20 protein-coding genes and 1 pseudogene are annotated in these 23,112 nt (G+C 60.6%); 16 read left to right on the top strand and 5 right to left on the bottom strand.

The window, feature by feature from the left end; all coding sequences use genetic code 11:
- Positions 1 to 22 precede the first annotated feature (22 nt).
- Together AC1DM5_RS18495 and AC1DM5_RS18490 are read right to left on the bottom strand one after the other, a co-directional pair.
- Positions 23 to 517: a cupin domain-containing protein gene (locus AC1DM5_RS18495; RefSeq protein WP_477820139.1), complete on the bottom strand. Its 495-nt coding sequence runs from the start codon at positions 515 to 517 to the stop codon at positions 23 to 25.
- A 124-nt stretch (positions 518 to 641) separates the two neighbouring features.
- A complete protein-coding gene (locus AC1DM5_RS18490; RefSeq protein ID WP_477820138.1) occupies positions 642 to 1,001 on the bottom strand; it encodes a hypothetical protein in 360 nt (119 codons plus the stop codon).
- A 345-nt stretch (positions 1,002 to 1,346) separates the two neighbouring features.
- On the opposite strand from AC1DM5_RS18490, the gene ribH reads away from it, so the two are divergent.
- The 3 genes from ribH to AC1DM5_RS18475 all read left to right on the top strand — a co-directional run bounded on the left by ribH (position 1,347) and on the right by AC1DM5_RS18475 (position 4,622).
- Positions 1,347 to 1,802, top strand: a complete 456-nt coding sequence (gene ribH, locus AC1DM5_RS18485) for a 6,7-dimethyl-8-ribityllumazine synthase (protein ID WP_007819979.1) — start codon at positions 1,347 to 1,349, stop codon at positions 1,800 to 1,802.
- A 3-nt stretch (positions 1,803 to 1,805) separates the two neighbouring features.
- The gene (nusB, locus tag AC1DM5_RS18480) at positions 1,806 to 2,288 is read left to right on the top strand and encodes a transcription antitermination factor NusB (RefSeq protein ID WP_007819976.1); all 483 of its coding nucleotides are present in this window, start codon (positions 1,806 to 1,808) and stop codon (positions 2,286 to 2,288) included.
- Positions 2,289 to 2,483: 195 nt separating this feature from the next.
- Complete coding sequence (locus tag AC1DM5_RS18475; RefSeq protein ID WP_477975399.1) at positions 2,484 to 4,622, top strand: sodium-translocating pyrophosphatase; 2,139 nt, start codon at positions 2,484 to 2,486, stop codon at positions 4,620 to 4,622.
- 72 nt (positions 4,623 to 4,694) lie between these two features.
- On the opposite strand, the gene AC1DM5_RS18470 is transcribed toward AC1DM5_RS18475, so the two are convergent.
- Positions 4,695 to 5,228 carry an outer membrane protein assembly factor BamE gene (locus AC1DM5_RS18470; protein WP_477820136.1) on the bottom strand — a complete coding sequence of 178 codons (534 nt, stop codon included), beginning with the start codon at positions 5,226 to 5,228 and terminating at the stop codon, positions 4,695 to 4,697.
- Positions 5,229 to 5,416: 188 nt separating this feature from the next.
- On the opposite strand from AC1DM5_RS18470, the pseudogene AC1DM5_RS18465 reads away from it, so the two are divergent.
- From AC1DM5_RS18465 to AC1DM5_RS18440, 6 genes and pseudogenes are all read left to right on the top strand, one after another.
- A pseudogene (locus AC1DM5_RS18465) lies at positions 5,417 to 6,008 on the top strand (ubiquinol-cytochrome C chaperone family protein).
- Between the two features lie 11 nt (positions 6,009 to 6,019).
- Positions 6,020 to 6,574, top strand: coding sequence for a YceD family protein (locus AC1DM5_RS18460; protein ID WP_477820135.1), 555 nt, complete (start codon positions 6,020 to 6,022; stop codon positions 6,572 to 6,574).
- Between the two features lie 101 nt (positions 6,575 to 6,675).
- Entirely contained in the window at positions 6,676 to 7,722 is a 1,047-nt protein-coding gene (gene plsX / locus AC1DM5_RS18455) for a phosphate acyltransferase PlsX (RefSeq protein WP_477820134.1), read from the top strand.
- Positions 7,723 to 7,741: 19 nt separating this feature from the next.
- Positions 7,742 to 8,713 carry a beta-ketoacyl-ACP synthase III gene (locus AC1DM5_RS18450; protein WP_477820133.1) on the top strand — a complete coding sequence of 324 codons (972 nt, stop codon included), beginning with the start codon at positions 7,742 to 7,744 and terminating at the stop codon, positions 8,711 to 8,713.
- Between the two features lie 106 nt (positions 8,714 to 8,819).
- A complete protein-coding gene (locus AC1DM5_RS18445; protein ID WP_007819963.1) occupies positions 8,820 to 9,158 on the top strand; it encodes an integration host factor subunit alpha in 339 nt (112 codons plus the stop codon).
- 149 nt (positions 9,159 to 9,307) lie between these two features.
- On the top strand, positions 9,308 to 9,850 hold the full coding sequence (locus AC1DM5_RS18440) for a MerR family transcriptional regulator (protein ID WP_113324265.1): 543 nt from the start codon (positions 9,308 to 9,310) through the stop codon (positions 9,848 to 9,850).
- 99 nt (positions 9,851 to 9,949) lie between these two features.
- Here AC1DM5_RS18440 and AC1DM5_RS18435 read toward each other — a convergent pair whose 3' ends face one another.
- Positions 9,950 to 10,291 (bottom strand): response regulator, encoded by a 342-nt coding sequence (locus AC1DM5_RS18435; protein ID WP_007819959.1) that lies wholly within the window; start codon positions 10,289 to 10,291, stop codon positions 9,950 to 9,952.
- Positions 10,292 to 10,481: 190 nt separating this feature from the next.
- Between AC1DM5_RS18435 and AC1DM5_RS18430 the strand changes: the two genes are divergently transcribed.
- From AC1DM5_RS18430 to AC1DM5_RS18400, 7 genes are all read left to right on the top strand, one after another.
- Positions 10,482 to 12,119 (top strand): response regulator, encoded by a 1,638-nt coding sequence (locus AC1DM5_RS18430; protein WP_477820132.1) that lies wholly within the window; start codon positions 10,482 to 10,484, stop codon positions 12,117 to 12,119.
- Positions 12,120 to 12,393: 274 nt separating this feature from the next.
- On the top strand, positions 12,394 to 13,377 hold the full coding sequence (gene bcsN, locus AC1DM5_RS18425; RefSeq protein ID WP_477820131.1) for a cellulose biosynthesis protein BcsN: 984 nt from the start codon (positions 12,394 to 12,396) through the stop codon (positions 13,375 to 13,377).
- 55 nt (positions 13,378 to 13,432) lie between these two features.
- On the top strand, positions 13,433 to 15,631 hold the full coding sequence (bcsA, locus tag AC1DM5_RS18420; protein WP_439014570.1) for a UDP-forming cellulose synthase catalytic subunit: 2,199 nt from the start codon (positions 13,433 to 13,435) through the stop codon (positions 15,629 to 15,631).
- Positions 15,628 to 18,150, top strand: a complete 2,523-nt coding sequence (locus AC1DM5_RS18415) for a cellulose biosynthesis cyclic di-GMP-binding regulatory protein BcsB (protein ID WP_477975397.1) — start codon at positions 15,628 to 15,630, stop codon at positions 18,148 to 18,150. The genes bcsA and AC1DM5_RS18415 overlap by 4 nt, the downstream gene beginning before the upstream one ends.
- Positions 18,147 to 19,193 (top strand): family 8 glycosyl hydrolase, encoded by a 1,047-nt coding sequence (locus AC1DM5_RS18410; protein ID WP_477975395.1) that lies wholly within the window; start codon positions 18,147 to 18,149, stop codon positions 19,191 to 19,193. Before AC1DM5_RS18415 ends, AC1DM5_RS18410 begins: the two co-directional genes overlap by 4 nt.
- Entirely contained in the window at positions 19,190 to 21,595 is a 2,406-nt protein-coding gene (locus AC1DM5_RS18405; protein WP_477820128.1) for a cellulose synthase, read from the top strand. Before AC1DM5_RS18410 ends, AC1DM5_RS18405 begins: the two co-directional genes overlap by 4 nt.
- A 174-nt stretch (positions 21,596 to 21,769) precedes the next feature.
- Positions 21,770 to 22,438, top strand: a complete 669-nt coding sequence (locus AC1DM5_RS18400) for an HAD family hydrolase (RefSeq protein WP_477820127.1) — start codon at positions 21,770 to 21,772, stop codon at positions 22,436 to 22,438.
- 35 nt (positions 22,439 to 22,473) lie between these two features.
- Here the strand turns inward: AC1DM5_RS18400 and AC1DM5_RS18395 are convergent, their stop codons facing one another.
- Positions 22,474 to 23,106: an outer membrane protein gene (locus AC1DM5_RS18395; RefSeq protein WP_477820126.1), complete on the bottom strand. Its 633-nt coding sequence runs from the start codon at positions 23,104 to 23,106 to the stop codon at positions 22,474 to 22,476.
- Between the last annotated feature and the right edge of the window lie 6 nt (positions 23,107 to 23,112).

Genomic DNA, 23,112 nt, shown 5'->3' with positions numbered 1-23,112 from the left:
AGTTGCGATGATGGAGCCGATATCAGAGCCCCGGTTCGCCATCCCAGTAATCGAGCGCATTCTCTCCTCGACCAATATGATCGAAGGAGCTGCCATCGCGGTTGGTCTTGGCAAGGAACTTGCCGGAATCGGGATATTCGCAGATCTCGGTCTTCGCCTTGGTCGATAGGCCCAGATAGATAAGCGTCGTTGATCCGGTATTGATGATCTGATGGGCCGTTTCCGGCCCGCCCGACGGCGCGCCCAGCACATCGCCCTTCTTGATCGGATAGCGCTGGTCGCCGAAGCGATATTCGCCCGTACCCTCGATGATGTAGAAGAGCTCGTCTTCGACGTGATGATTGTGAAAAGGGCAGCCGGATTTACCGGGCGGCACTTCGCTGTAGCTGATGCCGAGATTGGCGAGCCCCAGATCTTTTCCGAAAGACGTGTCGCGGCTTTCGAAGAGCTTTCCCCTCGTCCAGTGTTCGAGGGAGAGATCGGCCGTGTTGATGACCGGTTTTGCGTTCGTCGCCATGGGGTCCTCCGCTTTGGCGAGAAGACAATCCAATCCGGCGGAAAATGCAACAGCGATTTCGATAGAAGGCGGAATGGACGGTGAGGAGATCAACCGCCCATACTCGCCTGCCAAGTTGGCAGCCTCAGCGAACGTAGAACGTAATGCTGCCGTCGGCTGCCTGTTCGGCGTTCACGACATTGCGGATATTGACGCCATCATTGTTGAGCTGGTGTGCCAGCGACCTGTTGGCATCAATGGAAGCCTGAATGGCGTGGACAGCGCTTTGGGAGCGCTGGGGGGCGGAGCGCGGCCCGGTGTCCTCGTCGTCGAGGTTGTGCCAGTTATAGACCGGCTGGATGTCGAAGTCGTTGCCCTGGAAGGTGCGGAGCGTCTGTTCGATACCCTGGGCGGTATTCATGCCGAGGCTTTCAGCCCGGCTGACGCCGGCAAATGCAAGGGAGGAGAAAGCGGCGGCAATAGCGATTTTAGCAACGCGGTTCATGATAGTATCCTTTCGTCAGGTGTGACGGTCGGCTGTCGTTGCAGGGGATCGTCGGTGTTACGACAGAGATTTGGCGCTGCAGCATCGTCGATTCAATAGACTAAGTCACTGAAAATAAATTACAAATTGTTCACGAAATCCGCCTTGGATTTGCCGTTATTGCATCACCCGGCTAAACACGTTTTTTGCGTCGTTGCGGCCGACGAAGCGCGCCTGAGCTATCCCATTGCAGATATTTTGTCTTTCCTTCAGAGCGCCGCCCGAATTTGCTTGCCATTCGTTCGAAGGCGTGTTTTGACCGCGGCCTGCCCGAGTGGAAAATGCCCCTCCAACCGAAGGTGAACCATGCCGAAAGAGACCGCTCCCCATATTTTGATCGTCGAAGCACGCTTCTATGACGACATGGCCGATGCTCTTCTGGAAGGCGCGACCTTCGCGCTGGAAGAAGCGGGCGCCACCTTTGACGTCGTCACTGTGCCCGGCGCGCTGGAAATTCCGGCGACGATTGCCATGGCGCTCGATGGCGCGGATAATGATGGCACGCAGTATGACGGTTTCGTCGCACTCGGCATGGTCATCCGCGGCGAGACCTATCATTTCGATATCGTGTCGAACGAGTCCTCGCGCGCGCTTATGGATCTCGCCGTCAGCGAGTCCCTTGCCATCGGCAACGGCATCCTGACCGTCGAGAACGATGAACAGGCCTGGGTGCGCGCGCGCCGCTCGGAAAAGGACAAGGGCGGTTTCGCCGCCCGTGCAGCTCTCACCATGATCGAGCTGAAGAAGAAGTTGGGTGCATAAAGAATGACTGACGAAAATACCGAACGACCGGTCAAGGCTGCCAACCAGCGGGGCGCTGCACGCCTCGCGGCTGTGCAGGCGCTTTATCAGATGGATATCGGCGGCACCGGCGTTCTGGAAATCGTGGCGGAATACGAGGCGCATCGCCTTGGCCAGGAACTTGATGGGGAAACCTATCTCAAGGCCGATGCCGGCTGGTTCCGCTCGATCGTCTCAGGCGTCGTGCGCGACCAGCTCCGCCTCGACCCGCTGATTGCCTCTGCCCTGCAGGACGACTGGGCGCTATCGCGCCTGGACAGCACTGTCCGCGCCATCCTTCGCGCCGGCGTTTTCGAACTCGTCGACCGCAAGGATGTGCCGGTCGCCGTCATCGTGACCGAATATGTCGAGATCGCTCGTGCCTTCTTCGACGACGATGAGCCCAAGCTCGTCAATGCCGTTCTGGACCGCATCGCCAAGCAGGTGCGCGGCGACCAGAAGAAATAGGCACTTAGCCGCCAAACGATCCCTCCCTTTCTTTCTTCGGAACTGCAAGGCTTTTGAAGTTTTGCAGTCTTGACGCGACGTTATCGACCACGCAATCTCCGCTCGCCAGCTGAGCGTTTCTATGGAGAGGAGTCGATTCAGCAGCATTCGTCGCCGGAGAAGGAGTGAGTTCCGGCTTATGGGAGGAAAGAGCGAATGACCATTCTTTTATTGGTAATCGCATGTGGCCTGCTCTCGGTGGTCTATGCCATCTGGGCAACCCGGTCGGTGCTTGCTGCCGACCAGGGCAACAGCCGCATGCAGGAGATCGCGGGCTATATCCGCGAGGGCGCCCAGGCCTATCTGACGCGTCAGTATAGAACCATTGCCATCGTAGGCATTGTTGTTTTCATCGCAGCATGGCTGCTCCTTTCCGCCACGGCAGCGATCGGATTCCTGATCGGCGCCGTCCTCTCGGGTGCTGCTGGCTTCATCGGCATGCATGTTTCCGTCCGCGCCAATGTGCGCACCGCCCAGGCCGCATCAGCCAGCCTCTCGGCGGGTCTGGACATCGCCTTCAAATCGGGCGCGATCACCGGTCTTCTGGTTGCCGGCCTCGCGCTGCTCGGCGTCTCCGTCTATTATTATATGCTGACGATCGTGCTCGGCCATGAGGCCGGCTCGCGTGAAGTCATCGATGCTCTCGTGTCGCTCGGCTTCGGCGCATCGCTGATTTCGATCTTCGCCCGTCTCGGCGGCGGCATCTTTACGAAGGGTGCCGACGTCGGCGGCGATCTCGTCGGCAAGGTCGAAGCCGGTATTCCGGAAGACGATCCGCGCAACCCCGCAACCATTGCCGACAACGTCGGTGATAACGTCGGCGATTGCGCCGGCATGGCGGCCGACCTTTTCGAGACCTACGCAGTGTCCGTCGTCGCCACGATGGTTCTTGCGTCAATCTTCTTTGCCGGCGCACCTATCCTACAGTCGGCTATGATCTATCCGCTGGCAATCTGCGGCGCCTGCATCATCACCTCGATCATCGGCACCTTCTTCGTCAAGCTCGGCTCGAATGGTTCGATCATGGGCGCCCTCTACAAGGGCCTCATCGTGACGGGCCTTCTGTCCATCATTGGTCTTGGTGCCGCGACCTCGATGACGGTCGGTTGGGGTTCGCTCGGGCAGGTCGCTGGTTTCGACGTCACCGGCACGAAGCTCTTCTTCTGCGGTCTCGTTGGCCTCGTCGTCACAGCGCTGATCGTCGTCATCACCGAATATTATACCGGCACCGGCAAGCGCCCGGTCGTCTCGATCGCCCAGGCATCGGTCACCGGCCACGGCACCAACGTCATCCAGGGCCTTGCGGTATCCCTGGAATCGACGGCACTTCCGGCAATCGTCATTGTCGGCGGCATTCTTGCCACCTATCAGCTCGGCGGTCTGTTCGGTACCGGTATTGCGGTCACAGCCATGCTTGGCATCGCCGGCATGATCGTGGCACTCGACGCTTTCGGACCGGTAACGGACAATGCCGGCGGCATCGCCGAAATGGCCCATCTACCACCAGAGGTACGCAAGTCCACTGATGCGCTCGATGCCGTCGGAAACACGACAAAGGCTGTTACCAAGGGCTACGCCATCGGTTCTGCTGGTCTCGGTGCGTTGGTTCTCTTCGCGGCCTATTCCTATGACCTCAAATATTTTGCGGCGAATGGCGACAAGTTTCCTTATTTTGCCGGCATCGGCGAAATTTCCTTCGATCTTTCCAACCCCTATGTGGTGGCGGGATTGATCTTCGGAGGTCTCATTCCCTACCTCTTCGGCGGGATCGCAATGACTGCCGTCGGTCGTGCGGCTGGTGCGATCGTCGAAGAAGTGCGCCGGCAATTCAAGGAAAAGCCCGGCATCATGCAGGGTACGGAAAAGCCGGATTACGGCAAGGCCGTTGATCTTCTGACCAAGGCCGCGATCCGCGAAATGATCATCCCGTCGCTGCTGCCGGTGCTGGCGCCCGTCGTCGTCTATTTCGGCGTGCTCATCATCTCCGGCTCCAAGGCATCGGCCTTTGCAGCACTTGGCGCATCGCTGCTCGGCGTCATCATCAACGGGCTCTTCGTCGCGATCTCGATGACCTCGGGCGGCGGCGCGTGGGACAATGCCAAGAAGAGCTTCGAAGACGGCTTCGTCGACAAGGACGGCGTTCGCCATATGAAGGGCTCGGATGCTCACAAGGCATCGGTGACGGGTGATACCGTCGGCGATCCCTACAAGGATACGGCCGGTCCCGCCGTCAACCCGGCGATCAAGATCACCAACATCGTGGCGTTGCTGCTGCTGGCGATTCTTGCGCATTAAGACGCGTAAGCCAACAAAACAAGAAACCCGCCGGATCGCTCCGGCGGGTTTTCGTATGGAAGACAGCTTGCTTTAGCGCAGGCTGGACGGGTTCTGCGGCGTACCGCCGGCACCGCCACCGAAGAGGCTCTTGGCTGCATTGGCCGCGCTGCCGCCGGACAGCATCTGCTGCAGGAAGGTGAGTTCGCGCCCGCCCGTCGGGGTAACGCGGGCAATCGTGTCGAATACCTTGCCGTCTTGCAGGGTGTAGTTGGCGCGGCGGGTCACGACGCCGTCCTTGTCGAAATAGATGGCGAGAATGCTCTGGTCGGTGACGCGCAGCTTCTGGTAGGCCATCGAGCGCTGACGGCGCTGCGAGATGTAATAGAAGACTTCGCCGTCGAATGTTGCTGTCGTGGACGGTGTGCCGAGCGACAACAGCACCTGCTCGCGGCTGGAACCCTCAGGCACCAGTGCCAGCGACTGCTCGTCGACGATGTAACCGCCATTCAGCACGGTACTCGTCTGGCATCCTGAGAGGGTGGTGGCGGAGGCGATTATGATGGCAATGGCCGCATTGCTGAAGAATTTCATGTCTGACTTGAAATACCGTTTCTTCAACGACATCTACTCCCTTGAGTATCGATAGCAGCCATTCCAAACACTGCGTGCTTCCTCCTGCAAAACCATTGTGGCCATTCCGGGGTCGAACTCTCCCGATCTGCCTCGTTGTGCACCGGAGCGCACCTGTCCCGAAACCGGCCACGAACGGCATTGCAATTCGCGCCTGCTTCGGTAAACCAGCTTTCGAAATCATGCAACAAGGCCCGGTGCCGCTCGGCGCCAAGAATGCGGCATTTCCGGAAAAAACAAATGATCTTCGGGCTCTTCGGTAAGAGAAACAGCAACCAGACCATCGTCGAGCGGCAATACGCAGCTCTTACGGCTGCCGCCCGCATGCCGGAGCTCTATGAGCGCCTTGACGTACCCGATACCGTCATGGGCCGCTTCGAGATGCTGTCGATCGCCATGATCCTGTTTTTCCGCCGCACCCGCACCTCCGGGACGAGCGGCCAGGAGATCGCCCAGGAAATCGTCGATGCCTTCTTTCAGGATATCGACTATTCGATTCGCGAACTCGGCATCGGCGACAACAGCGTGCCGAAGCGCATGAAGAAGCTCGCGGGCATGTTCTATGGCCGGCTGGAAGCCTATTCGAAGGCTATGGATGCCGGCGATGCCGCTAGTCTTTCCGCAGCACTTCAGCGCAATATCTATCCCGAAACAGCCGAGGCCACTGATATGAGCGGCCTCGCGCAATGGATGATGGCGGCGGAAGCCCACTTGTCGGCCATTCCCGAAGAGGCGATCGCCACCGGTTCGGCGACGATTCCTGAGGTCGCCTGAGGAGTAAAATCATGAAGAAAGATCCGAGCGAGATTCCCTTTTCCTATCCGGTCAAGGTCGGACACATCTCTGCCAATCCGGTCGAGGTCCGCGTGAGCGCCGACAAGGATGAGCTGAAGGCGCTGGCCGAAAGCTGGAACGTCGTGTCGGTGGACAATCTCCATGCCGATCTGCAGATCAACAGGTGGAAGCGCGACGGTATCCGCGTCAAGGGACGCGTGCAGGCCAAGATCGTCCAGTCCTGCATCGTCACCCTCGAGCCCGTCGAATCCGCGATCGATGAGACTTTCGAGCAGATCTTCGTGCCTGAAAATTCCAAGCTCGCCCGCCATCCGGCTAATGATACCGGTGAAATGGTGCTGGATCCCGATGGTCCGGACCTGCCGGAAATCTTTACCGGCGATACGATCGATGCCGGTGAGGTTGTCGCAGAATTCGCAGCACTTGCCATCGATCCTTATCCGCGCAAGGAAGGCGTGGAGTTTGCGGCCCATATCGAGGATACGGGGGAAAATGACCGGAAGCCCTCTGCATTCGCCGCGCTCAAGGACTGGAAAAAGGACTGAAGCATCTCCGGCATTTGCCACAATTCAGTTGTAAGCGACGCCAAAACCGGTATTTTGGCCGAAATTTCGTCCTTGAGGCGAAAGAGAAGGATCAGGGACGCGTGATCAGAATATCTCTCGACCTCATGGGTGGCGACTTTGGTCCCCAGGTTGTCATCCCCGGTGCTGCCAAGGCGCTGGACAGGCACCCGGATATTTCCTTCGTCTTTTACGGCATCAAGGAACAGTGCGACCCGGTTCTGGCGAAGTTTCCCAAGCTCAGGGAAAAGTCGACCTTTCACGATTGCGAACTTGCCGTCAGCATGGAAGAGAAGCCGAGCCAGGCGCTGCGCCGCGGCCGCTATATCTCCACCATGTGGCGCACCATCGAAGCGGTGAAGTCGGGCGAGGCCGATGTCGCCGTTTCCGCCGGCAACACCGGCGCGCTCATGGCAATGGCCAAGTTTTGTCTGCGCACGATGGCCAATATCGAACGTCCGGCGATCGCCGCCATCTGGCCGACGATGAAGGGCGAAAGCATCGTGCTCGATGTCGGCGCCACGATCGGCGCCGATTCGCAGCAGCTCATGGATTTCGCTCTCATGGGTGGCGCGATGGCGCGAGCCCTGTTCGAGGTGGAGCGCCCGACCGTTGGCCTGCTGAATGTTGGCGTCGAGGAGATCAAGGGCCAGGAAGAGGTCAAGGAAGCCGGGCGCCTGCTGCGCGAGGCCAATCTTGATTCGCTCGAATATTTTGGCTTCGTCGAGGGCGACGATCTCGGCAAGGGTACGGTCGACGTCGTGGTGGTGGAAGGCTTTTCCGGCAATATCGCGCTAAAGGCGGCCGAAGGCACGGCCCGGCAGATTGGCGCCTATCTGCGCGCCGCCATGTCGCGCACGCTGCTTGCCCGCATCGGCTATCTCTTCGCCAAGAGCGCCTTCGACATGCTGCGCGAGAAGCTCGATCCGAGCAAGGTCAACGGCGGCGTATTTCTTGGCTTGAACGGCATCGTCATCAAGAGCCATGGTGGGGCGAATGCCGAAGGCATAGCCGCGGCCATCGAAGTCGGTTATGACATGGCCAAGAATGGCCTGACCCAGAAAATAGAAAACGATCTCAAAAAATATCATGCCAAGCGGCTGCCCCCAATGGGGCCGGAAGCCGCGTGAGCGACGGGGTTCAAGCAATATGATCCGATCAGTGGTTCGTGGCTTCGGAGCAGCACTTCCGAAACGCGTGATGACCAACCGCGAAATGGAAGGTGTCGTCGACACGTCGGACGAATGGATCGTCCAGCGTACCGGCATCCGGCAGCGTTACATTGCCGGCGATGACGAAACGACGTCGTCGCTCGGCGAGGCTGCAGCGCGTGCCGCGCTCGCAAATGGCGGGCTGACGCCTGACGATATCGATATGATCATCTGTGCCACCTCGACGCCCGACAACACCTTCCCGGCGACGTCCGTCAACATCCAGAATCGTCTCGGCATGGCGCATGGCTTCGCCTTCGACGTTCAGGCCGTCTGCACGGGTTTCGTCTATGCGGTAACGACGGCTGACGCCTATATCCGTGGCGGTCTTGCCAAGCGCGTGCTCGTCATCGGCGCTGAGACCTTCTCCCGCATCCTCGACTGGAATGACCGCACCACTTGCGTGCTTTTCGGCGACGGCGCCGGCGCGATTGTGCTGGAAGCGGCCGAAGGCGAGGGGACGACGGCAGACCGCGGCGTGCTGACCGCACATCTGCGCTCGGACGGCTCGCACAAGGAAAAACTCTATGTCGACGGCGGTCCGTCCTCGACGGGTACGGTCGGCAAGCTGCGCATGGAAGGCCGCGAGGTCTTCAAATATGCCGTAGGCATGATTACCGACGTCATCCAGGCCGCTTTCGATTCGACCGGAACGACTTCAGATGATCTCGACTGGCTGGTCCCCCACCAGGCCAATCGCCGCATTATCGACGGTTCGGCCAAGAAGCTGAACATTGCCCCGGAAAAGGTCGTCATTACCGTCGATCTGCACGGCAATACGTCTGCTGCCTCCATTCCGCTGGCACTTGCGACGGCTGCCGGCGACGGGCGCATCAAGAAGGGCGACCTCGTGATGCTGGAAGCCATGGGCGGCGGCTTCACCTGGGGTGCGGTTTTGCTGCGCTGGTAGGCGCAAATCCTAAAAAACTGGCGGCGAACAAGAGCTTGACCGTGAGGCACAAGACAAATAATCTTCGTCCACTTTCACAAAATATTTTCTATTGGGCGGGGAAACCATGACCGGAAAGACAGTGACGCGAGCAGACCTGGCGGAATCCGTTTTTCGGAAGGTCGGTCTCTCCCGGACAGAATCTGCTGAGCTGGTTGAAACGGTTATCGACGAAATCTGCAACGCCATCGTGCGCGGCGAAACCGTCAAACTTTCCTCCTTTGCAACCTTCCAGGTGCGCGACAAGAACGAGCGTATCGGGCGCAATCCGAAGACCGGCGAGGAAGTTCCGATTTCGCCCCGCCGCGTCATGACCTTCAAGGCCTCGAATGTGCTGAAGACGCGCATTCTCAAGTCTCATGTTGCCCGGAAGGGCAAAACGAAGCCGCAAAATCCGGCTGCCTGATCATTTTTTCTCCGCTGAACGGAAAAGTTTTTTGCCGCGTAGCTCCTCTGGCTGTGCGCAACGCGAAGACGTGACTTGAATTCGCGGCTCCAAACCGTTGAAATATGATGAGTCGCCGTTTGGATCGATCCGCGAGGTCGCGTAGCAGTATGACGTTGGACAAGAGCCCGGATGCCTTTCGCACCATCAGCGAAGTTGCTGATGATCTCGACCTGCCGCAGCATGTGCTGCGCTTTTGGGAAACCCGCTTTCCGCAGATAAAGCCGATGAAGCGTGGCGGTGGCCGCCGTTATTACCGGCCGGAGGATGTCGATCTTTTGAAAGGCATCCGCCATCTGCTCTACGATCACGGTTATACGATCAAGGGCGTGCAGAAGCTCCTGAAGACAAACGGCAACAAGTTTGTCGTCGCGGTCGGTCACGGCGATCTTGCAAGCGTCGAAGCGCTCTCGGGCAACTTGAACGATACTGTCGCAGGCGAACCGCGCGTCGCCATGGCGGAAGAGGACCAGATCGTCGGCCGCGCCAAGCCGCCGATCACGCGCCGCTTCTTCAATTTCGTCAGCGGCGAGGATGATCAGCCGGAAATTTCGGTCGGCAAGTCGAGTGTCGGCAAGGAGGATCGAGCGCTTCTCCAGGAAGCGCTTTACGATCTCCTGGAATGCAAGCGCCTGCTTGATCAGGTGCGCTAAAGCACATCGCGCAAAAGTGCGCAGTGATTTGGCAGTGACGACTTGCGTGAGACAAGAACCTAAAGCGCGGCAGGCGAATCTCGAAGATCGCGATTCGCTTCAGGCCTGCATGCCTTTGAGCGCTTTTTCGAGATCGGAGAGCTGGAACGGTTTTCGCAGGACAGGCTGGCTTGAATTGCTGCCTTCGGGCGCGCTGCCATATCCCGTCGCAAAGACATAGGGCTTGCCGAGCGCCTCGAGCAGCTTTGCGACCGGCAGCGAACTCTTTCCGGCCAATGATACGTCGAGGATAGCCGCGTCGAATTCTTTGTTCTGGGCTGCATCGAGCGCCTGCTCCAGATCCGGAACGTTCGCACTGACGCGGTAGCCGAGATCCTCGAGCATCTCCTCAAGCAACATGGCTATCAGCGCATCGTCCTCGACGATGAATATGTCTTTCATGGTTTCGTCCACCTTTACCCTTGCGTAGACCGTGCCGAGCCCTTTGCTGGGTATCACGGCTTATCTGTCCCGAGCCGGCTGCTCGTCAAGGCTGGATCGCCGTAGTGCGAGAAACGGCATATTGCCCGGTCGGATTCGATATGCAAAAGCTGGAGGGCCGTTTTCGCAACGGAAGGGAAGAGGCTGGGAAATGGATTTGTTGAGCGCCACGGACTGGCTGCGTCATAGGCCGGGTTTGACCTATCCGCTCGCTGTCGCCGCTGTTGCATTCACCTTCCTGCTGCGCGTTGCTGCCGGCGATTATCTCTCCGGCTTTCCCTTTCTGAGCTTCTTGCCCGCCGTCTTGATCGCAAGCTTCATCGGCGGTGCCGGGCCAGGGGCGGTCGCCGCCATTCTGTCAGGTTTCGTCGTCCAGCAGTTCTTCGTCGAGCCGCACGATATCTTCTGGCCCGTTACCTTCGGCCAATGGATCGGCCTGTCGACCTTCGTCGTCAATGCATTCATCATCGTCGGACTGATGCAGGCGATCGTCGTCTCGCACGGCCGGCAGGCGCGCCTGCGTAGAGAACTCAACGATTTTAACAGGAAACTGGAAGAGACGGTTACGCAACGCACCGGCGAACTGAAACGAGAGATGGCGGAACATGCCGCCGCCCAGGCGCAGGTACGCCAGTTGCAGAAGATGGAAACCATCGGCCAGCTGACCGGCGGCGTCGCTCACGACTTCAACAACATGCTGGCGATCATCGTCGGTAGCCTCGATCTTGCCCAGAGGCGGTTGAACGGTAAGGAGGATCCACGCCTCCTGAACTCGATCCAGAGCGCCAGGGACGGCGCGCAGCGCGCAGCGGTGCTGACCGCGCGCTTGCTCGCCTTTTCACGCCAGCAGCCGTTGGCGCCGGAAATCATAGATGCAAACAAGCTGGTCGGCGGCATGTCGGAACTGCTGCGCGGGATGCTGGGCGAGCAGATCAGGATCGAAGCGGTTCTGGCCGGTGGCCTCTGGCCGACCTTCGCTGATTTGAGCCAGCTTGAAAATGCCATCCTCAACCTCTCGGTCAATGCGCGCGACGCCATGCCTGATGGCGGACATCTGACCATCGAGACGGCCAATACGGAACTGGACGACCGTTATGCGCGCATGCACCAGGAGGTGGAGGCCGGCCAATATGTGATGATCAGCATCACCGATACAGGCATCGGCATGTCGCCCGAGGTTCTGGAACGCGCCTTCGATCCTTTCTACACCACGAAGGGTCCCGGCAAGGGCACGGGCCTCGGCCTCAGCCAGGTCTATGGCTACGTCAAGCAGAGCAGGGGACACATCAAGATCTATTCCGAGATCGATCGCGGCACGACGATAAAGATCTATCTCCCGCGCCATGTCGGTTCGGGCGACGCACGCTTTTCGGCGCCGTCGATGACGCCGATCCCGCAGGGGAGCATCGAGGATACCGTTCTCGTGGTGGAGGATGACCAGAGTGTGCGGGAAATGACAGCCGAAAGCCTGCGGGAACTCGGCTACAGCGTGCTGCAGGCCGCAGGCGGTCCCGAGGCGCTGGAGGTTCTACAGAACGAACGCGTCGATCTCATCTTCACAGATATCGTCATGCCGCAGATGAATGGTCGCCAGCTTGCTGATGCCGTCATGGAGAAGTGGCCGGAAATCCGGATACTCTACACGACCGGTTACACCCGCAATGCCATTGTTCACAATGGTGTGCTGGACCACGGCGTCTCGCTGCTCGCCAAGCCCTTCAGCCTGGAACAGTTGGCCCACAAGGTCCGCGAGGTACTGAACAGCAAGCCTCCTGCGGAACAGGCGTGAGGCCCGGGAAGAACCTCATTGCCGTGCCGACAAGATTGAGAGCCTCCGGACCGTCCTTTGCCGGATACCGTTCATTTCCTCTCGTGTGGCTGCGCCCGCAAAGGTGGATCGTCTGCTAACTTTACCCGGTAAAACTGTGGTCGAGATGTTGACCATTTGTTAACCATAAGCATCGTTTATTCCTAATGAACGACATAGGGGTTGTTGATTCGGAAATTCGTCGCGCTTTGTCCCTTCAGGCAAAGATTAAAAATACGATAGCAACGGCCAGGACATGCATCTTCCTAAGACGATATCGGTGGTGGCTGTTGCGGCCATGATAGCCGGCTGCACGTCGACAGGTGGAGTGCGTCAGCCTGCCGGGCCTGAGACAGTAGAGCCGGAAAAGGCGCTTGTGCTGCCGCCCCCCGGGGGGCCGTCGATCGTCAGCGTCGTAGAACAGAAGCGCGGAAACGGTGTGGAGCAGACGATATCGCTCTTCACGTCCTCATCTGTTCAGGGCCAGAATTTCCTGAAAGCTCAATTCCTTGGCGCGTCAGGCACCAATCCAGGGGCCGGCAGCGCCTCCTACAGGATGATCCGGGAAGGGGATATCGCCCGCGAGATGGCGCGCTCGGTTCCCGGCGTTCCAATGGCGACATCAGCGACCTTCCTGCAGAACAGCTACGGTCCCTTCGGTTATGCCTCGGGCAGCAGCCGTGCTGGCGATACCTGCATTTATGCCTGGCAGCAGATCCGCTCCAGCAGATCCGCACAGACGCAGGCGCGCAACTTCGGTATGATCCAGATCCGCCTGCGCCTTTGCGATGCCCGTGCTACCGAGCGCCAGCTTCTTGGCATCGTCTACGGCTATACCGTCACCGGCACTTTCGATGGCGATATCTGGAATCCCTATGGCGCTCCGCCGTCGGCCAATCCGACGCTCGGCCAGACCGGCGCGCCGATCTATCCCGATGAAGGCGGCTATCGTCCGACCACGATGCCGATCGGTTACGAGCCCGCTCCGGCCGCGGTCCGCCAGTCACGGGCCATAGCCGTACGCCGCGTGCAGGCGCAGCCGGCACCCGCCGCGCCGGTCCTGCAGCCGCCTGTCGGCCCCCGTGTGCCGCTGCCGAACGACGACACGCAGACGAATGCGATAGAGCCGCCGGCAGTGGCGCCGGCGACGATCCAACAAACGGCAAGGCCGATCGGTGTGACCGTGCCTTCGCCTGATTGCATAGGCGATGCGGCCATGACGGCCGCCTGCCAGAAATAGCAAACATGCCCAATGCGCCGACGCGCAGCGGTTGAGCCATTTCGAAGGAACGTTCATGCGTAAGGCTGGCAGTGTTGTCATATGGGCCTTGGTGTCGCTTTGTGTGATCGCCCTGATCACGCTGCCCGTCAATCTGCAGACCCAACTCATCGCCAGCATCACCGTCGTCACGGTCATGGCGCTGATCAAGGTGCTGAAGGGTGAGGGCACATGGCGTCTCGTGGCGCTCGCCTTCGGTACGGCCATCGTCCTGCGCTATGTCTATTGGCGGACGACCAATACGCTGCCGCCGGTCAACCAGCTCGCAAACTTCATTCCCGGCCTGCTGCTCTATCTTGCTGAAATGTATAGCGTGATGATGCTGGCGCTGTCGCTCTTCATTGTCGCGACCCCGCTGCCGCCGCGTCCCTCACGTGCCGGCAAGCTCGAGCGCTTCCCTCATGTCGATGTCTTCGTACCATCCTACAACGAAGATGCCGGCCTGCTTGCCAATACGCTTGCCGCCGCCAAGGCGATGGATTATCCGGCCGACAAGCTGCACGTCTGGCTGCTGGACGATGGCGGCACGTTGCAGAAACGCAATTCCGGCAAGCTGATCGAAGCGCAGGCCGCCGCGGCCCGCCACGCCGAGCTCAAGCAGCTCTGCATCGATCTCGATGTCAATTACCTTACGCGCGACCGCAACGAACACGCCAAGGCCGGCAACCTCAACAACGGCATGCAGCATTCGAGCGGCGAGCTGATTGCCGTTTTCGACGCCGACCATGCGCCGGCGCGCGACTTCCTTCTGGAGACGGTCGGCTATTTCGACGATGACCCGAAGCTCTTCCTCGTCCAGACGCCGCATTTCTTCATCAACCCGGACCCGCTGGAGCGCAACCTGCGCACCTTCGAAAAGATGCCGAGCGAGAACGAAATGTTCTACGGCATCATCCAGCGCGGCCTCGACAAATGGAACGCCGCCTTCTTCTGCGGTTCGGCAGCGGTGCTGAGCCGCCGCGCGCTGCAATCCACCAACGGCTTCAGTGGTGTCAGCATTACCGAGGATTGCGAGACCGCGCTTGCTCTTCACGGCGCCGGCTGGAACAGCATCTATCTCGACAAGCCGCTGATCGCCGGGCTGCAGCCGGCAACCTTCGCAAGCTTCATCGGCCAGCGCAGCCGCTGGGCGCAGGGCATGATGCAGATCCTGCGCTTCCGCTTTCCGCTGCTTAAGCGCGGCCTCACCCTGCCGCAGCGCTTCTGCTACATGTCCTCGTCGCTGTTCTGGCTGTTTCCGTTCCCGCGCACGATCTTCCTGTTCGCGCCACTCTTCTATCTCTTCTTCGATCTGGAAATCTTCACGGCTTCCGGCGGCGAGTTCCTGGCCTATACGCTCGCCTACATGATCGTGAACCTGATGATGCAGAACTATCTCTACGGATCGTTCCGCTGGCCGTGGATTTCCGAACTCTATGAATATGTGCAGACGGTGCACCTGTTGCCGGCTGTCGTCTCGGTCATGCTCAATCCGCGCAAGCCGACCTTCAAGGTCACCGCGAAGGACGAATCCATTGCCGTCAGCCGCCTGTCGGAAATCAGCAGGCCCTTCTTCGTGATCTTTGCGGTGCAGATCATCGCCGTCGCGATCACCATCTACAAGATCTATGCCGAACCCTATAAGGCGGATGTCACCCTGGTCGTCGGCGGCTGGAACATCATCAACCTCATCCTTGCCGGCTGCGCGCTCGGCGTCGTCTCCGAGCGCGGGGAGAGAGCATCCTCCCGCCGCGTGCGCGTCAACCGTCGCTGCGAATTCGGCGTCGGCGACCAATGGTACACGGCCTCTATCGAGGATGTCTCCGTCCACGGCGCGCGTCTGCACATCTTCAGCAAGCATTTCGATGCAGTGCAGGTCGGCGCGCTCGGCGAAATCCGCTTCCGTCCCTATAGCGGCGCCGATCTCGAAACCTTGCCGCTCATCGTCCGCAACATCGAACCGTCGGGCGATATTACCAATGTCGGCTGCCAGTATCAGCCGAAGAGCGCGCTGGATCACCGCCTGATCGCCGACCTGATCTTCGCCAATTCCGATCAGTGGACGCAGTTCCAGGCTTCTCGCCGCCGTAATCCCGGCCTCATCAGGGGCACCGTCTGGTTCCTCGGCCTCTCGCTCTACCAGACGAGCCGTGGCCTGGTGTATTTCTTCCGTAGCATGCGGCCGGAGCGTGAAGCGCATCGACAGCAGCAGGCGGCAAAGGTGAACGCCGGATGAGAAAGCTCTTCGCCGCTTCCCTTTTTCTGGTCGGCACGTCGGTTCTCGCTTATGCGCAGATCAGCCCTTTCGACATGTCTGGCGAGCGTCCGGCGGGTGCGCCGCCGGTTGCTCCGCGCCTGAGACTGCCCGCCCAGCCTGCACAGCCCGCGCCGGCTCCTGTTCCTGTCGTGCCGCAGACGGTTGCCCCACAGCCGGTGCCGCCTCCCGCACCGGCGCAGACGCAGGCACCCGCGCCGACAGCGCCGCCGGTCAGCGCCGTTCCCGCCGCACCTGCACCGGTGCCGGCCACGCCTTCCGCCCCGGCACAGGCCCAGCCGCAACCGGCAGCGCCACCTGTCGTCCGTCCTGTCGCGGCCGCTCCGCAGACCGGTGATTTCAGGCGCTATATCGTGCCCTTCTCCGAACTCGGCCTTGCCGGTGAATACGACCGCAGGTCATGGTCGATCTATCTGACGACGGAGCAGGCGGCGGCGAAAGCGCGATTCACTTTCACCTATCAGAACGCCATCGTCGTCGCTCCCGAAGTGTCGCAGCTGACCGTGTTCATCAATAACCGTGCCATCGGCCAGCAGCAGGTCGGTTCACCCGACAGCCCATCGGCGGTCAGCTTCGAGGTTCCTCAGGGCCTGCTGCAACCCGGCGCCAACCTCATCACCTTCGAAGCCAATCAGCGTCACCGCACGGATTGCAGCATCGACTCCACCTATGAGCTCTGGTCGAACATCGATCCGGCCGGCACCTATCTGAGTTTTGCCAGCCGCGATGCCGGCCAGCTTTCCGGCACGGAAGCGATCCGCGCCATCGGCGTCGATGGCACCGGCAAGACGGAATTCGATCTGGTCGTTCCGGCGATGGAACAGCCCGGTACCACCAAGCCACTCCTGCGTCTGGCGCAGGGCCTGTCGCTCCTGAGCGGCATGCCGAACCAGGTCTTTGCCTTCAGTACCGGCGCGCTGCCGGCAGCTGGTCCCGGCAAGATGGGCGTGCTCGTCGGTACCGCGGCCGAGCTGCGGCCGATCTTCCCCAGCCTTCCCCAGGGCGCTGAAAGCGCTCCACTTGCCGCCTTTGTCACTGACCCGCGCAGTGGTTCGCCCGTCCTGCTGATCAGCGGTCCATCCTGGCAGGCGGTTTCGACAGCGATCGATACCATCGTGTCTCCGACCGACCGGGCCCCCGAAATACGCCGCGACGTGCTGACCACTCAGCGCTGGACGGCACCCGACGCGCCGCTTCTCTTTGCCGATACGCGCATCCCGCTTTCGCAGCTCGGCATACGCACCGTCGACTTCTCCGGCCGCCGCTTCCGCACCGGCTTCAATGTCGCCGTGCCGGCCGATTTCTATGCCAATGCCTATGGCGAGGCGAAAATCCTGCTCGATGCCGCCTATTCCAGCAAAGTGCTCCCCGGCAGCCATATTGACGTCTATGTGAACGGCAACATCGCCTCCACCGTGCCGATCGCCACGACCAACGGCGGTATTTTCCGCCAGCTTCCGATCCGCGTGACGATGCGGCACTTCAAGCCTGGCCTGAACTCGATCGCCATCGAGGCAGTTCTGATGACTGAGGACGATGCGGCCTGCGTCCCCGGCGCGACGGCCTCGCAGGCGCCGCGCTTTGCACTTTTTGACACGTCCGAATTTCACATGCCGGATTTCGCCCGCGTCGGGCAGCGTCCGAACCTCGCGGCCATGGCCGGCACATCCTACCCTTATGGGCGCAATCCCGATCCGACGCCGCTGTTCATCGACCGCACCGATGCTGATACACTTTCCGCCACAGCGACCCTGCTTGGTCAGCTCGCCATCATGGCCGGCCACCCGATCGCAATCGAACCCGTCGCCTCGCCGGGCGTGATCGGTGACCGCAACGCCATTTTCATCGGCTCGATTTCGCAGATGCCGGCAACGGCGCTCACCCAGGTCAATGTCGCAACCGCCAGCCAGGCTTCCTGGCGTCCGGTGACGGATTCACAGCCGACGGAAATCGATAATCGCGAGACGCTGGAGCAATGGCGCTCACGCATCACCGGCGGCGCACTTCAGGGCCGCATAGAGGCGTTCCGCGAATGGCTGCGCCGCAACTTCGACATCACTGCCAGCTCACTGCAATTCGTCCCAAATGCCGAACAGGTATTCACGCCGTCGAATGCGACGACCTTGATGATCGCTCAGGGCAAGAGCCCGGATGGCGGCGGTGCCTGGACCGTCGTGACGTCGCCCTCAGCCAAAGACCTGCGCGAGGGGTTGAATGCGCTCACTGCGCAGATGAACTGGCCGCAAATATCGGGCCATATCACCACCTATTCCAGCCGCACCGGCAAGATCGAGAGCGTGCCGGTCACGCGCTTCGATTTCGTGCCCACTGGCGGCTTGTCGATCGCCAACTATCGCCTGATTGCTGCCAATTGGCTGTCGACGAATATTCTCTCCTACTCCTTCCTTCTGGTCATGCTGTCGCTGCTGATCGGTCTGGCCACTTCCAGAATGCTCTCAAGGCTCGGCAGGTCGAAATGAGAGGTTGGATCGCCACATTGTTCGCAGGCACGATGATGCTGGCGCTCGCCGGTGGGCCGGCCTCTGCCCAGCAGCCGCGGATCAGCAGCGAGGCATGGGCAGCCTATAAGGCGAAGTTCCTCGATCCGAGCGGCCGCATCGTCGATAACGGCAACGGCAATATCAGCCACAGCGAAGGGCAGGGCTATGGCCTGCTGCTCGCCTATCTCGCTGCAAGCCCGGCCGATTTCGAGCAGATCTGGTATTTCACCCGCACCGAACTGCTGCTGCGTAATGACGGCCTTGCTGTCTGGAAATGGGATCCGTCCGCCACCCCGCATGTGACCGACACTAACAATGCCTCCGATGGCGACATATTGATCGCCTATGCCCTTGCGCTGGCGGGTTCTGCCTGGAACCGAACCGACTATATCACCGCGGCCACCCGCATAGCGCAGTCGACGCTGTCGGAAACCGTAGCCGATTTTGCCGGCCGCACCCTGCTGATGCCAGGTGCGCAAGGCTTCTCCGCCGCGGATCGTGACGATGGCCCTGTCATCAACCCATCTTACTGGGTCTATGAAGCGCTTCCCGTCATGGCAGCACTTGCACCGTCCGATCAGTGGCAGAAACTCGCCGATGATGGTCTCTCACTGCTCAAGGCCATGAAGTTCGGCCCGCGCAAGCTGCCCGCGGAATGGGTGAGCCTGAAGCGCCAGCCGCAGCCGGCCGAAGGTTTCGACGTCGAGTTCGGCTACAATGCGATCCGCATCCCGCTCTATCTGGCGCGAGGCGGCGTGACCGACAGGGCTTTGCTGACGCGTCTCAAAGAAGGCATGACCGCAAACGGCATGCCCGCCACCATCGATCTGACTACCGGGCAGCCGAAGACGGAGCTTTCCGATCCTGGTTATGAAATTGTTAACCACGTTGTGGCCTGTGTATTAGACGGAACAAAAATTCCTGCCGAAGCGCTGCAATTTGCGCCCGCCTATTATTACCCATCAACGCTTCAGATTCTGGGGCTGGCCTATGTCGGGGAGAAGCATCCAGAGTGTCTGTGAAATCTTCTCTTGTGGCGATAACGGCAGCAGTCCTGGTGGCGACTCTCATCGCCGGGCTGAAGGACCGTGAAGCGTTGCAGGAGCGCTTCGGCTTCGGTGGCAGGACCCCTGAACTCATGATGATGGGGCGCATCAAGGGGCCGGATACTCCCTCCAATCAGCCGATCGACGTGCAGACCGTGGCGGAACGAATCCAGGCCGCGACACAGGATAATTCCGCCGATCAGCCTCAGAGCCCGGCCCAGATGGATCTGATCCAGACAAATCAGGCCCAGCAGCCGGCTCCGATTCCGGTCGCCCCGCAGACCACACCATCAGCGGCTCCTGCCGGTGCCGCCACCACGCCGGCCAATCCGCCACCAGCAGGCACGGCAGCAGGCCAGCAGCCGGTCGTCGACGTAAGCGCCCTTCGTTATTTCGCAAGCCGCGGCGACAAGCTTCGCCTGCAGGCGGAAATCTCCCGCCTTCAGGCGCTCTATCCGAATTGGGTGCCGCCCGCCGATCCGCTCGCCATTCCACAGAACGGCGACAGGCAACTCGAAAACATGTGGCAGCTTTATTCGGAGGGCCGTTATGCCGAGCTGCGCAAGGCGATCGCAGATCGTCAGGCCGCCGAAAGCTGGCAGCCGCCGGCCGACCTGCTCGACCGCCTGGATGTCGCCGAATCCCGAACCCGGCTCATCAATGCTTCCGATCTCAAGCAATATGCGACGGTCATCGATATCGCAGCCGAAACGCCGAGCCTGCTGACCTGCGCCGAGATAGATGTGCTCTGGCGCGTCGCCGAAGCATTCGTTGAGACGAACAGGCAGCAGCGCGGACAGGATGCCTATACCTACATCCTGAAGAACTGCACCGAGCCGGCCGAACGCGTGGCGACGATCCAGAAGGCTGCCGCTCTTCTGCCATATGGTTCGATGCAGGCGCTGCTTTCTCTCGAAAAACCTGCAGATGCCAATGGTGTCAGAGAATTCGACAGCCTGCGCGATGATCTTGCCCGCCGCTTTGTTGCCGATGGCAACGACGATGCCAAGCTCGAAGTCGCTCCCGATTATATCTCGCGCGTCGAGAGGCTTGCCAAAGAGCAGGGGCTACCCTCGGACGCGCTGCTGCTCGGCTGGTATCAGCTTCGCCGCAACAACGAGGCGGATGCCGAAAAGTGGTTCCGCATCGCACATGAGAAGCAGGATTCCGCTCTTGCCTCGCAGGGCCTGGCGCTGGCGCTGATTGCCCGCAAGTCGCCGCAGGAAGCGGAGGACGTCATGTATAAATGGCGTGGCGATTCCAAGGATGCGACCGCCACCTATCTTGCCGCGACCGCCAATCTGATGGCCTTGCAGCCGCCGGCCGATCTGAGCGAGGACGTGCTCGGTCGCATCGCCGCTACGATCATCGAGCAGAAATACGTTCCAACGGCCCAGCAGTTCGGCTGGTATGCCCGTTCGTTGAACCAGTTCCAGACGGCCGCCCGCTGGTTCGAGACGGGACTGCGCTGGAAGCCGGATGACGAACCCTCAGCCTATGGCCTTGCCGTTACCCGGCAGCAGTTGAACGACCGTGCCGGCGTTGCCGAGATCCAGCGTCTCTGGGCCGGTCGTTCGCCCCGCATTGCCACGTTGAACGACACGTCTGCCGGCTCCCGAACCAATGCTCCATTGCCGGCCCCCGGCTCTGCGACGGAGCCGCAGCCGGTAGTTCAGCCCGCGGCACCGCAAGTCCAGTCTGCGCCGACCGAACGCAGTGCGGCCTTCCAGCCGGAGCCTCAGCCCCCAGCTCAATTCCAATCCCAGCAGTCGCAAGCGCAGTCCCAGCCCGTTGCGCCGGCAAGGCTCGCGCGGGTCATGCAGACGGTTGCAGTCGAGCGTGGTCCGCGCCAGCTTCGCGGATGCTCCACGACCATTGATCCCACCCGCCTCAACCCCAGCGATGCGCTGACTCGCGGTTGGTGCCTGATGGATATCAACAGGCCTATGGAAGCGGTAAAGGCTTTCGAGGCGGCGCTTGCAAGTCCTGTGCGCAAGGAGCGTGAGGATGCCGCCTACGGCCAGAGCCTTGCTTATCTGCGCGCCGGCCTTTCCAACAGTGCCGCAGTCGCGGCCACCAAGGCGCCGCAGAACCGCGACCGCGCCTCCGAACTGCAGGTGGCGATCCTTGCCGATCGCGCGCTTGCCGCCTTCGAAGGCGGACGCTATCGCGAAGCGCTCATTTTTCTCGACCAGCGCGCCCAGCTGCAGCAGGAGCGCATCGATCTCATGGTGCTGCGTGGCTACAGCTACATGAATCTGAAGATGTATGGTGACGCCACGCGAGTTTTCGAGGCTGCGGCTGCCACCGGTAATCGCGATGCCACACGTGGCCTTGCGGATGTGAGGCGCATCACCCATCCCGAGGTCAACGACTAAAGCGCGTCGCGACCTCTTAGATTCGTTCGCCACGCTTTAGGTCTTTGTTTGACGCATGTCGTTATTGTAAAACCGCTCCACACTTTTGCGCGACATGCTTTAGGTTGACGCCGGTCCTGCGCTCGGCTAGTCGCGGAAGGCCCGACGGCTTTCCGCTTCGCAAGGAACCCTCCTTTGTCCGCTTCCCATCGCGTTCTCGACAAGACCTACGATGCCTTCCTCTTCGATATGGACGGCACGGTGCTGAACTCCATCGCCGTCGTCGAGCGCGTCTGGAGCGAGTGGGGCCTCCGCCATGGCTTCGAGCCTGAGGTTCTTCTCAAGACCATCCATGGTGTTCGTGCATCCGACAGCATTCGCCAGCTCGGCCTTCCCGGCGTCGATCCGATTGCTGAGGCAAAGCTGCTTCTGAAGGAGGAGATGGAGGATTTCGAGGGCATCGTCGAGATTCCGGGCTCCATCCGCTTCCTGAATGCACTGCCCGCGGATCGCTGGGGGATCGTCACTTCGGCGCCGATCGAGCTCGCCGTCCGCCGCATGGCGGCCGCAGGCATTCCCATGCCGAAAATGATCGTCAGCGGCGAGGAAGTCTCGTCAGGCAAGCCGAGCCCGGAATGCTACCTGCTCGGCGCGAGCCGCCTTGGCGTCGATCCCACCCGCTGCCTGGTATTCGAGGATGCGGTTGCAGGCATTCTCGCCGGCGAGGGTGCCGGAGCCGATGTCACTGTCATCACCGAAACCCATGCGACGCCCTTCGAGACACCGCATTTCACCATCGCCAACTATTCCGCATGGCAACCGCGTGTGGCGGCGGATGGCAAGCTCGCGCTCTCCGCCGCATAGTCTGGCAGCCTGAATAGTCTTGAACGGACAGGGCTTCAGAATTTATAGCCCACGCCGATCATCACGACATGCTGGTCGATGTCGCCGTCGAGCCCGAGAAGATCGGCGCTGCCGTAATCATTGTAGCGATATTCCAGCCGGCCGAAGAAGTTATTGGTGAAGGCGTAGTCGACGCCCGCGCCAATCGTCCAGCCTGATAGCGTATCCCTGTCGTTGCCGGCGGGGCCGTCGATATGGGCCTGCGCAGCCGTCCAGCCTGCCGCGCCATAGATCAGAGCGCGATCGATCGCATAGCCGAGCCGGGCTCGGACGGAGCCGGCAGTTTCGAGGCCGACTTCAAACGGGCCGACATCGGCCTTGTCCCAGTTATAGGAAACGTCACCTTCGATACCGAAGACGAAATTGTTGTCGAGCTGCCAATTATAGCCCACGAAGCCAGTGATCAGGCCACCATTCATGTCTTCGGAAAAGACGTCGAAATCGCCATTGGCCCAGGTTGGTCCGCCACCGACACCGGCATAGAAGCCCGTCCATGTGAAGACCGGCGCGATCTCGGCTGCCGGTGCGGCCGGTACCTCACCGATGGCATCAGCCGCCATGGCCGCGCCAGCGATGAGGCCGGTGACGAGGAAGCTGGCGACTGCGGCTGATACGAAGCGACCTTTCATGATTTC

It is taken from the genome of Rhizobium sp. 01T437 (genome assembly GCF_056398505.1).
The sequence above is the reverse complement of the archived record's forward strand: the minus strand, read 5'-3'. Positions and strand labels throughout refer to the sequence as shown.

Bases quoted from the DNA above. Each gene is read 5' to 3' on its own strand.
- AC1DM5_RS18460 (WP_477820135.1), top strand. From the start codon at position 6,020: ATGAAGAAAGATCCGAGCGAGATTCCCTTTTCCTATCCGGTCAAGGTC.
- nusB (WP_007819976.1), top strand. From the start codon at position 1,806: ATGACTGACGAAAATACCGAACGACCGGTCAAGGCTGCCAACCAGCGG.
- AC1DM5_RS18410 (WP_477975395.1), top strand. From the start codon at position 18,147: ATGAGAGGTTGGATCGCCACATTGTTCGCAGGCACGATGATGCTGGCG.
- bcsA (WP_439014570.1), top strand. From the start codon at position 13,433: ATGCGTAAGGCTGGCAGTGTTGTCATATGGGCCTTGGTGTCGCTTTGT.
- AC1DM5_RS18430 (WP_477820132.1), top strand. From the start codon at position 10,482: ATGGATTTGTTGAGCGCCACGGACTGGCTGCGTCATAGGCCGGGTTTG.
- ribH (WP_007819979.1), top strand. From the start codon at position 1,347: ATGCCGAAAGAGACCGCTCCCCATATTTTGATCGTCGAAGCACGCTTC.
- AC1DM5_RS18490 (WP_477820138.1), bottom strand. From the start codon at position 1,001: ATGAACCGCGTTGCTAAAATCGCTATTGCCGCCGCTTTCTCCTCCCTT.
- AC1DM5_RS18445 (WP_007819963.1), top strand. From the start codon at position 8,820: ATGACCGGAAAGACAGTGACGCGAGCAGACCTGGCGGAATCCGTTTTT.
- AC1DM5_RS18440 (WP_113324265.1), top strand. From the start codon at position 9,308: ATGACGTTGGACAAGAGCCCGGATGCCTTTCGCACCATCAGCGAAGTT.
- AC1DM5_RS18450 (WP_477820133.1), top strand. From the start codon at position 7,742: ATGATCCGATCAGTGGTTCGTGGCTTCGGAGCAGCACTTCCGAAACGC.
- AC1DM5_RS18415 (WP_477975397.1), top strand. From the start codon at position 15,628: ATGAGAAAGCTCTTCGCCGCTTCCCTTTTTCTGGTCGGCACGTCGGTT.
- AC1DM5_RS18495 (WP_477820139.1), bottom strand. From the start codon at position 517: ATGGCGACGAACGCAAAACCGGTCATCAACACGGCCGATCTCTCCCTC.
- AC1DM5_RS18470 (WP_477820136.1), bottom strand. From the start codon at position 5,228: ATGTCGTTGAAGAAACGGTATTTCAAGTCAGACATGAAATTCTTCAGC.
- bcsN (WP_477820131.1), top strand. From the start codon at position 12,394: ATGCATCTTCCTAAGACGATATCGGTGGTGGCTGTTGCGGCCATGATA.
- AC1DM5_RS18395 (WP_477820126.1), bottom strand. From the start codon at position 23,106: ATGAAAGGTCGCTTCGTATCAGCCGCAGTCGCCAGCTTCCTCGTCACC.
- AC1DM5_RS18435 (WP_007819959.1), bottom strand. From the start codon at position 10,291: ATGAAAGACATATTCATCGTCGAGGACGATGCGCTGATAGCCATGTTG.
- AC1DM5_RS18475 (WP_477975399.1), top strand. From the start codon at position 2,484: ATGACCATTCTTTTATTGGTAATCGCATGTGGCCTGCTCTCGGTGGTC.